This window comes from Robertmurraya sp. DFI.2.37 (genome assembly GCF_029211245.1).
In the GTDB taxonomy this organism is placed as follows: Bacteria; Bacillota; Bacilli; order Bacillales; family Cytobacillaceae; genus Robertmurraya; species Robertmurraya methanolica_A.
This window is the reverse complement of record NZ_JARGEJ010000104.1, coordinates 1-6,280: the sequence shown is the minus strand read 5'-3', so window position 1 is coordinate 6,280 and position 6,280 is coordinate 1. Positions and strand designations below refer to the sequence as shown.

The following is a 6,280-nucleotide window of genomic DNA, read 5'->3' as shown; positions in this document are numbered from 1 at the left end:
ACATAGATTACTACAATAATAAGCGTATAAAAGTAAAATTAGCTGGTTTAAGTCCAATACAATACCGAACTCAAACCAGCCAATCAGCTGCTTAATAAAAACTCTAACTTTGTGGGGTCACCACCATTAACGACTTTTTGATATCAGCTTTTTTTATTTTTTTAAAGAGAGAAATCCAACTTAACTAATGTTGTCTAGACATGGATAAAACTTTTCTTATTATGTCACAAAATCCTAATAATATGCTTCTTTTTTTTCTTTTAAGAAAGGATATACTAACGATAGATTGTCATAAGAGAGAGGTGGTATTACATGTTCAAGAGAGTAACAGCAAGTTTAACTTTTCTCGTTTTGTTAGCAATTGGGATCAGCTATGGAATAAAGGAGCCTGAAACTGAAAACAAAAGTGATGCTGCTGCGATTCCAGTCAGTCTCGACCAAGGACCAGAAGTCGGTTCAAAAGCACCGGACTTTGAATTGCCTACATTAGATGGCCAAATGATTCGCTTGTCTGATCTTAAAGGAAAAAAAATCATGGTGAACTTTTGGACAACATGGTGTCCGCCTTGCAAAGCTGAAATGCCCGACATGCAAAAATTTTATACTGAAGAAGGCAATCAAATAAAAATTCTTGCTGTCAATATCGACACGGATTACGATGTAGCTGGTTTTGTAAAGGAAATGAAAATTAACTTTCCAATTTTGCTTGACAATGATGAAAAAGTAATGAAACAATATCGCATCTTAACAATCCCAACAACATTTTTTATTGACGAGAGTGGTACTATTCAAAATAAATTCATCGGTGCTATGTCAATTGATAAAATGAGAGAACTAACACAAGAATTGTAGCCTTAGTTATTTTATACTAAGGTTTATTAACTTTTAAGAGGGTTTTGCATATAGTGGCTAATGGAGCAATGTAGCATAATAAATTTTCAAAAAGTTGTAATAATTTTAATATTTAATGGAGATAATGACTGTTACAATAGTGGTAAGGAGGGTGATTTAAATGAGAAAACCAAGAAAGCGCTCTTTTTCAGAACTTGTCTTAGAAAATAAACGGCAACTTTTACAGGATCAAGAAGCTCTTGAAAAAATTGAGCAAAGACTGGAAAAGAAGCGTTTAGGACAAGCAAGATAAAAACTTATAGAACTTGCCAATTATGATTTCCTTCTCCATGCTGATAATAATAAATAGGAGGGATCATGATGAGCAAGCACAAAACACATAAACGAAATTCAGAACACTATGTACCAAATCATATTGGTACCCAACCACGTGGGTTTGGAGGAAACAAAGGCAAAAAAATGCAAGACAAATCTGGTCAGCATGCCCAAGTCATCCAAACAAAAGGTGAATAGATCGATATGAAACTCGCCAAAGGCGAGTTTTTTATTTATACGGTGACAAAATATGGTGATATATTTTCAAAAGAAAGTTGCAAACTAATCTTGTACAAAACTTATGATAGGAGGAATAGTAATTGGCTCATAATAGACCAAATCCAGATGACCGTAGTGATAATGTCGAAAAACTTCAAGAAATGGTTCATAACACAATTGAAAATATGGAAGAAGCCGAGGCTGCGATGGATTTTTCCAATGAAAAGGATCGGGCACAGATTGCTGCCAAAAATGAAAAAAGGCGCGAAAGTATTAATTCGATGCGTGAAGAAATAAAAGATGAGTACGATGCACAAAATCATCAAAAATAATTCCATTTTTGTGACCTGATCATGAATCAGGTCGATTTTTTTTGTGAAAAAGTAAAAATTTGATAAGATAAAGATTATATAGGTTAGAAAAGAAGTGATATTCATGTTAAATCAACAAGATGAACAGAGAGAACATATAACGAAGCTCCTTTCAAAATGGAAACAGGAAATCATTGAGGAGGGGCACATAGAGAATGAGATTCAATTAATCGAACAGATAAGAACTTTGGATGAGGAAAAAGATAAAGAACTGTTATCAACCCTTTTGTCATTAGCAGCAACCTCAAGAATCAAAAAAATCAATGCCCATGATTCCGTAGTACGCGCTTGGATGGAAAGAGCGCAGAGCTTAAATCCTAAAAACGAAGAAGCGAAACGGTTTCTCGCTCAGTTTCAATGGGAAGGAAAAAAAGATGTTTTAACAAATCTACAATTTCCAACTATTCGCGAAACGGATAATCGCCAACAAAAAAAGAAAACCGCAGAGCAAATTATTGTTTTATGTAAGTTATTTTTACAGGAAAATGAAGAGCATCTTGAAGATCTCGAAGAAGCAGCGAAAAATGTCAAGGATTTAAAAGACATAGAACTCTTACATAAATATGAACTACTAATCGACCTTCTTGAAAAAGCTATTGAAGCAGTTGTAGGTGTAAGAAAAGCGGCAGAGGAATTTGAACAAACGATTTCAGGTTCTTTCTATAATACAAGCTACTTTTATGATATGAAAGCACATCTTGAAAATATCGAGAGAATCAAGGATGAATGGAGCGAACAATTTCAAGAAAAGGAAATTCGTGAAGCTCGTAGTGCACTCAATGAATTGGATTCAATGATTGGCTTGGATCTTGTAAAAAAAAGGGTTAAGGCACTCTATCAATTTCTTAAATATCAAAAGGCTCGGAAAGATATCGGTTTTCAAACAAAAGATGAAATTAGCTTAAATATGGTCGTTACCGGGAATCCTGGAACCGGGAAAACAACATTAGTACGGCTCCTCGCAAATATTTACCACGAACTTGGCGTCTTGCCACGAAAAGATGTGATAGAAGTTGATCGTTCTCAATTAGTTGGAGCATATGTTGGACAGACAGAAGAAAATGTAAGGAAAGTCGTGGAGAAAGCATTGGGAGGAATTCTTTTTATCGATGAAGCTTACAGCTTAAAAAGGGAAGGTCAAACGGGCAATGACTACGGTCAGACTGCGATTGACACGCTCGTTTCATTAATGACAGGGAAAGAATTTGGCGGAAGGTTCGCGGTCGTAATGGCCGGATATCCAGAGGAAATGAGTCAATTTCTAGATGCTAATCCAGGACTACGCAGCCGCTTCCCAAGATCAAACTTGATTCATTTGGAAGATTACAGCGAGGATGAATTAATAGTAATCGCAGAGAAGTTCGCACAAGAGAATGATTATGTTTTAACGGATGAAGCAAAAGTGCAACTAAGAAAACGCCTGGAGAAAGAGCGTGTAGACGAAACATTTGGCAACGCTAGAACGGTTCACAATTTAATCCTTGATGCTATTTTTCATAAAGGAGCAAAAGCTGGGGAACAGCAAACCATTTTCGATTACACGCTTTTAGACAAAGATGATTTCGTGACAGAAGAAACGGAAAAGACGGCGACATCAAAGCTTTCATTAGAACAACTAATTGGACTTGATGAAGTAAAGGAAGAAGTGAGAAAACTAATCTCCTTTGTTAAGATTCAACAGGCTAGAAGGGAACACGGCCTGCCCGTTCTTCCTTTACAGCTTCATTCTGTATTCATGGGAAATCCAGGAACTGGAAAAACAACTGTTGCCAAAATTTATGCACAGGCTTTAAAGGAATGTGGCATTTTGAAGAGAGGCCATCTACTTGTCACAAGTAGAGCTGATTTTGTAGCAGGCTATGTCGGGCAAACGGCAATTAAAACAAAAAAGAAGATTCGCGAAGCTCTGGGCGGTGTACTCTTCATTGATGAAGCGTATTCCCTTTTAAGTCAAACATCAGGGGATTTCGGTAAAGAAGTGATTGATACACTTGTTGATGAAATGACGAAGCATAATGAAAATCTAGTCATCATTCTTGCAGGTTATCCTCATGAAATGGAACAATTATTAGAAAGTAATCCTGGTCTACGATCACGTTTTAAGAAATTCTTTCATTTTCATGACTATACGAACGAAGAGCTGATAGAAATCATGGAGCATTACGGCTCAAATTATCAATACGAGCTTTCAACTGAAGCGAAAGAGTATTTACAAAAGGAACTCAGCCACATTGATATAAATGGAAATGGCAGATTTGCAACAAACTTAATGGATGAAGCCATTCAAGCACAGGCTTCACGACTGATGGAATATGAGAACATAACAAGTGTCATCAATGAAGCGACTCTTGTTCAAAAGAGTGATATCGAAAGCTCATTAACTAAACTGAGAAGAGGAGATTCATAATGGAAGTGGCTACAAAAGAAATTGAAGTGCGCTATGCAGAAACCGATCAAATGGGAGTCGTTTATCACGCCAATTACCTTGTTTGGATGGAAGTTGGGCGTACAGCATTAATTAAACAATTAGGTTTTAATTATGCAGAACTAGAAAAAGAAGGGATCATCTCACCTGTTCTTGATATACAAGTCTCTTATAAAAAGCCGCTGCGATATGGAGAAACGGCGAAAATCGATACTTGGATCGAGGCGTATGATGGATTAAAAGTAATTTATGGCTATGAAATCTACACAGGTAAAGGGGAACTTGCTGTAATTGGGCAATCGACGCATGTGTGTGTCAAAAAGGAAAACTTTCGACCTATTTCAATAAAAAGAAAATATCCAGATTGGCATAGCGCCTATGAAAAAGCCAAGAAAAAAGAAGTGGTTTAATCGCGAAAAAGGTTGTTTTCCGCATTAATGTTCTTAAAGGAGTGCGCGTCTATGGCATTTGGAATCAAAAAAGAAGACCTACGTGCTTGGAAACAAGCTATTGAAGATGGAGAAATCGCCTTTCTCTCTCACTATTGGCTCGACGACAGATTTCCTGGATGTAAAACAGTAACAAAAGTAGGTTGTCGTGATTTACAGAAATTAGCGGAATGGGGACAAACCTACGGGCTAAAAAAAGAGTGGATTCACGTTCGAGAAGATGGGTATTCTCATTTTGATATATTAGGAGAGCAAGAAAAAATCATTCTCCAAAAAGAAAACAAACTAACGGATCTCATAAAGAAGCAGATGTAGCCAAGTCTGCTTCTTTGCGATATTTTTTCGTTAGAATGTAATACACAGCGGGACGATGCTTACAAAAATCAACAGGAGATCGCTGAAAATAGTGATGCCTACGGTTTTACATATTCTCCAGAAAATCAATGAGTTCATCAAAATTATGAAGAACTTTAATAGGAGAGCCACTACATTGTAAATCAGGATGATAAGGATACAGTTCCACATAAAAGTCTGAATCGTCTTCTAAAGCGGATATATCTGTTAAATAAATATAGTCTTTAACGAATGAACTAGGCTCCTTCATTTAAATCACCTTCTACTTTTCTTTTATTGTAAAGTAGAAGGAAGCATATTCAGGATCCTTATTATGTCAATTTATTGAATTATTATATGTTAAGCATGAAGCTGGAGCTTTGGTTGCAGAGGTAATCGGATGCGAAAAGTTGTACCTTCATTAAGAAAGCTTGAAATTTCAATATTACCTCCGTGGTCAGTAATAATTTGTTTACAAATCGCCAAGCCTAACCCTGTCCCAGATAATTTTGTCGAATAAAAAGGGGTGAAAAGCCTGTTAAGCGAATCTTCACTTAATCCACACCCGTTATCTTCAATGCTAATGATGATATCATCATCTATTCTCTCGCTAGACAACCGTATTTTTCCCTCGTTTTGCTCACTTGAATGAATCGCCTCAACCGCATTTTTTATCATATTTACCAACACTTGTTTCAATTGATTTTCCTCAACGAAAATAGAGGGAATATTGGACTGCAAGCTCGTTTCCAAGACGATATTTCTTAAGTGTGCTTCCCCTTCATAAAGAAGCGCAATATCTTCAATTAAATGATTAATTAATACTTCTTTCCGTTCATTTATTTGTGGCTTTGCTGCATTCAAAAATTGATAAAGCAATTTATTTGCTCGCTCAATTTCATCCAAAGCAATACTTGCATATTGTTCTTTATCAAGCTCAATTAAATATGGCTTCATTAGTTGTATAAACCCTTTAATGGTCGTTAATGGGTTCCGAATTTCATGAGCAATGCCCGCTGCAAGTTGGCCAACATTTGATAAATAGCTGCGATGGAGTTCCAGTTCATCGTACTTTTCTTTTATTTTCTCAAGCTCTTGAAGGCGCAGTTTAGATTGTCGTAATTTGCGTCTCATGCTTTTCATTTGTTCGAAAGTTTTATTGGTTGCAGACTCTAATGGGTGGCAAAACATAAACTGGCACCTATGTCAAGGACACAATAAAAAAAGAGATTAAGCAACTAGAAGATGATTCCTATATTGAATAGGGGTCATCTTTTTTAAGTCCCACTGATATCGATAGTTGTTATAGTAAACCA

11 protein-coding genes are annotated in these 6,280 nt (G+C 36.3%); 8 read left to right on the top strand and 3 right to left on the bottom strand.

Translation table 11 applies throughout. From position 1 onward, the window contains the following. From PZE06_RS25240 to PZE06_RS25205, 8 genes are all read left to right on the top strand, one after another. On the top strand, nt 1-95 hold a 95-nt coding region (locus PZE06_RS25240; protein ID WP_275792036.1), incomplete at its 5' end, for an IS3 family transposase. 217 nt (nt 96-312) lie between these two features. Beyond that, nucleotides 313-852: a peroxiredoxin family protein gene (locus tag PZE06_RS25235; protein WP_150917732.1), complete on the top strand. Its 540-nt coding sequence runs from the start codon at nt 313-315 to the stop codon at nt 850-852. 160 nt (nt 853-1,012) lie between these two features. Next, nucleotides 1,013-1,144: an FbpB family small basic protein gene (locus PZE06_RS25230; RefSeq protein WP_095306102.1), complete on the top strand. Its 132-nt coding sequence runs from the start codon at nt 1,013-1,015 to the stop codon at nt 1,142-1,144. Nucleotides 1,145-1,212: 68 nt separating this feature from the next. Beyond that, complete coding sequence (locus PZE06_RS25225) at nt 1,213-1,365, top strand: acid-soluble spore protein N (protein WP_095306103.1); 153 nt, start codon at nt 1,213-1,215, stop codon at nt 1,363-1,365. A 122-nt stretch (nt 1,366-1,487) separates the two neighbouring features. After that, nucleotides 1,488-1,718, top strand: coding sequence for a small acid-soluble spore protein Tlp (gene tlp / locus PZE06_RS25220; RefSeq protein WP_150917729.1), 231 nt, complete (start codon nt 1,488-1,490; stop codon nt 1,716-1,718). Between the two features lie 103 nt (nt 1,719-1,821). Beyond that, nucleotides 1,822-4,164 carry an AAA family ATPase gene (locus tag PZE06_RS25215; RefSeq protein WP_150917726.1) on the top strand — a complete coding sequence of 781 codons (2,343 nt, stop codon included), beginning with the start codon at nt 1,822-1,824 and terminating at the stop codon, nt 4,162-4,164. After that, nucleotides 4,164-4,592, top strand: a complete 429-nt coding sequence (locus PZE06_RS25210) for an acyl-CoA thioesterase (RefSeq protein ID WP_150917723.1) — start codon at nt 4,164-4,166, stop codon at nt 4,590-4,592. The genes PZE06_RS25215 and PZE06_RS25210 overlap by 1 nt, the downstream gene beginning before the upstream one ends. A 51-nt stretch (nt 4,593-4,643) precedes the next feature. Then, on the top strand, nt 4,644-4,946 hold the full coding sequence (locus tag PZE06_RS25205) for a hypothetical protein (RefSeq protein ID WP_150917720.1): 303 nt from the start codon (nt 4,644-4,646) through the stop codon (nt 4,944-4,946). A 106-nt stretch (nt 4,947-5,052) separates the two neighbouring features. On the opposite strand, the gene PZE06_RS25200 is transcribed toward PZE06_RS25205, so the two are convergent. From PZE06_RS25200 to PZE06_RS25190, 3 genes are all read right to left on the bottom strand, one after another. Beyond that, the gene (locus PZE06_RS25200) at nt 5,053-5,235 is read right to left on the bottom strand and encodes a hypothetical protein (protein ID WP_150917717.1); all 183 of its coding nucleotides are present in this window, start codon (nt 5,233-5,235) and stop codon (nt 5,053-5,055) included. A gap of 89 nt (nt 5,236-5,324) precedes the next feature. After that, the gene (locus PZE06_RS25195; RefSeq protein WP_150917714.1) at nt 5,325-6,155 is read right to left on the bottom strand and encodes a two-component system sensor histidine kinase NtrB; all 831 of its coding nucleotides are present in this window, start codon (nt 6,153-6,155) and stop codon (nt 5,325-5,327) included. 39 nt (nt 6,156-6,194) lie between these two features. Then, the coding region (locus PZE06_RS25190) for an IS3 family transposase (protein WP_275791704.1) at nt 6,195-6,280 on the bottom strand (86 nt) is incomplete at its 5' end.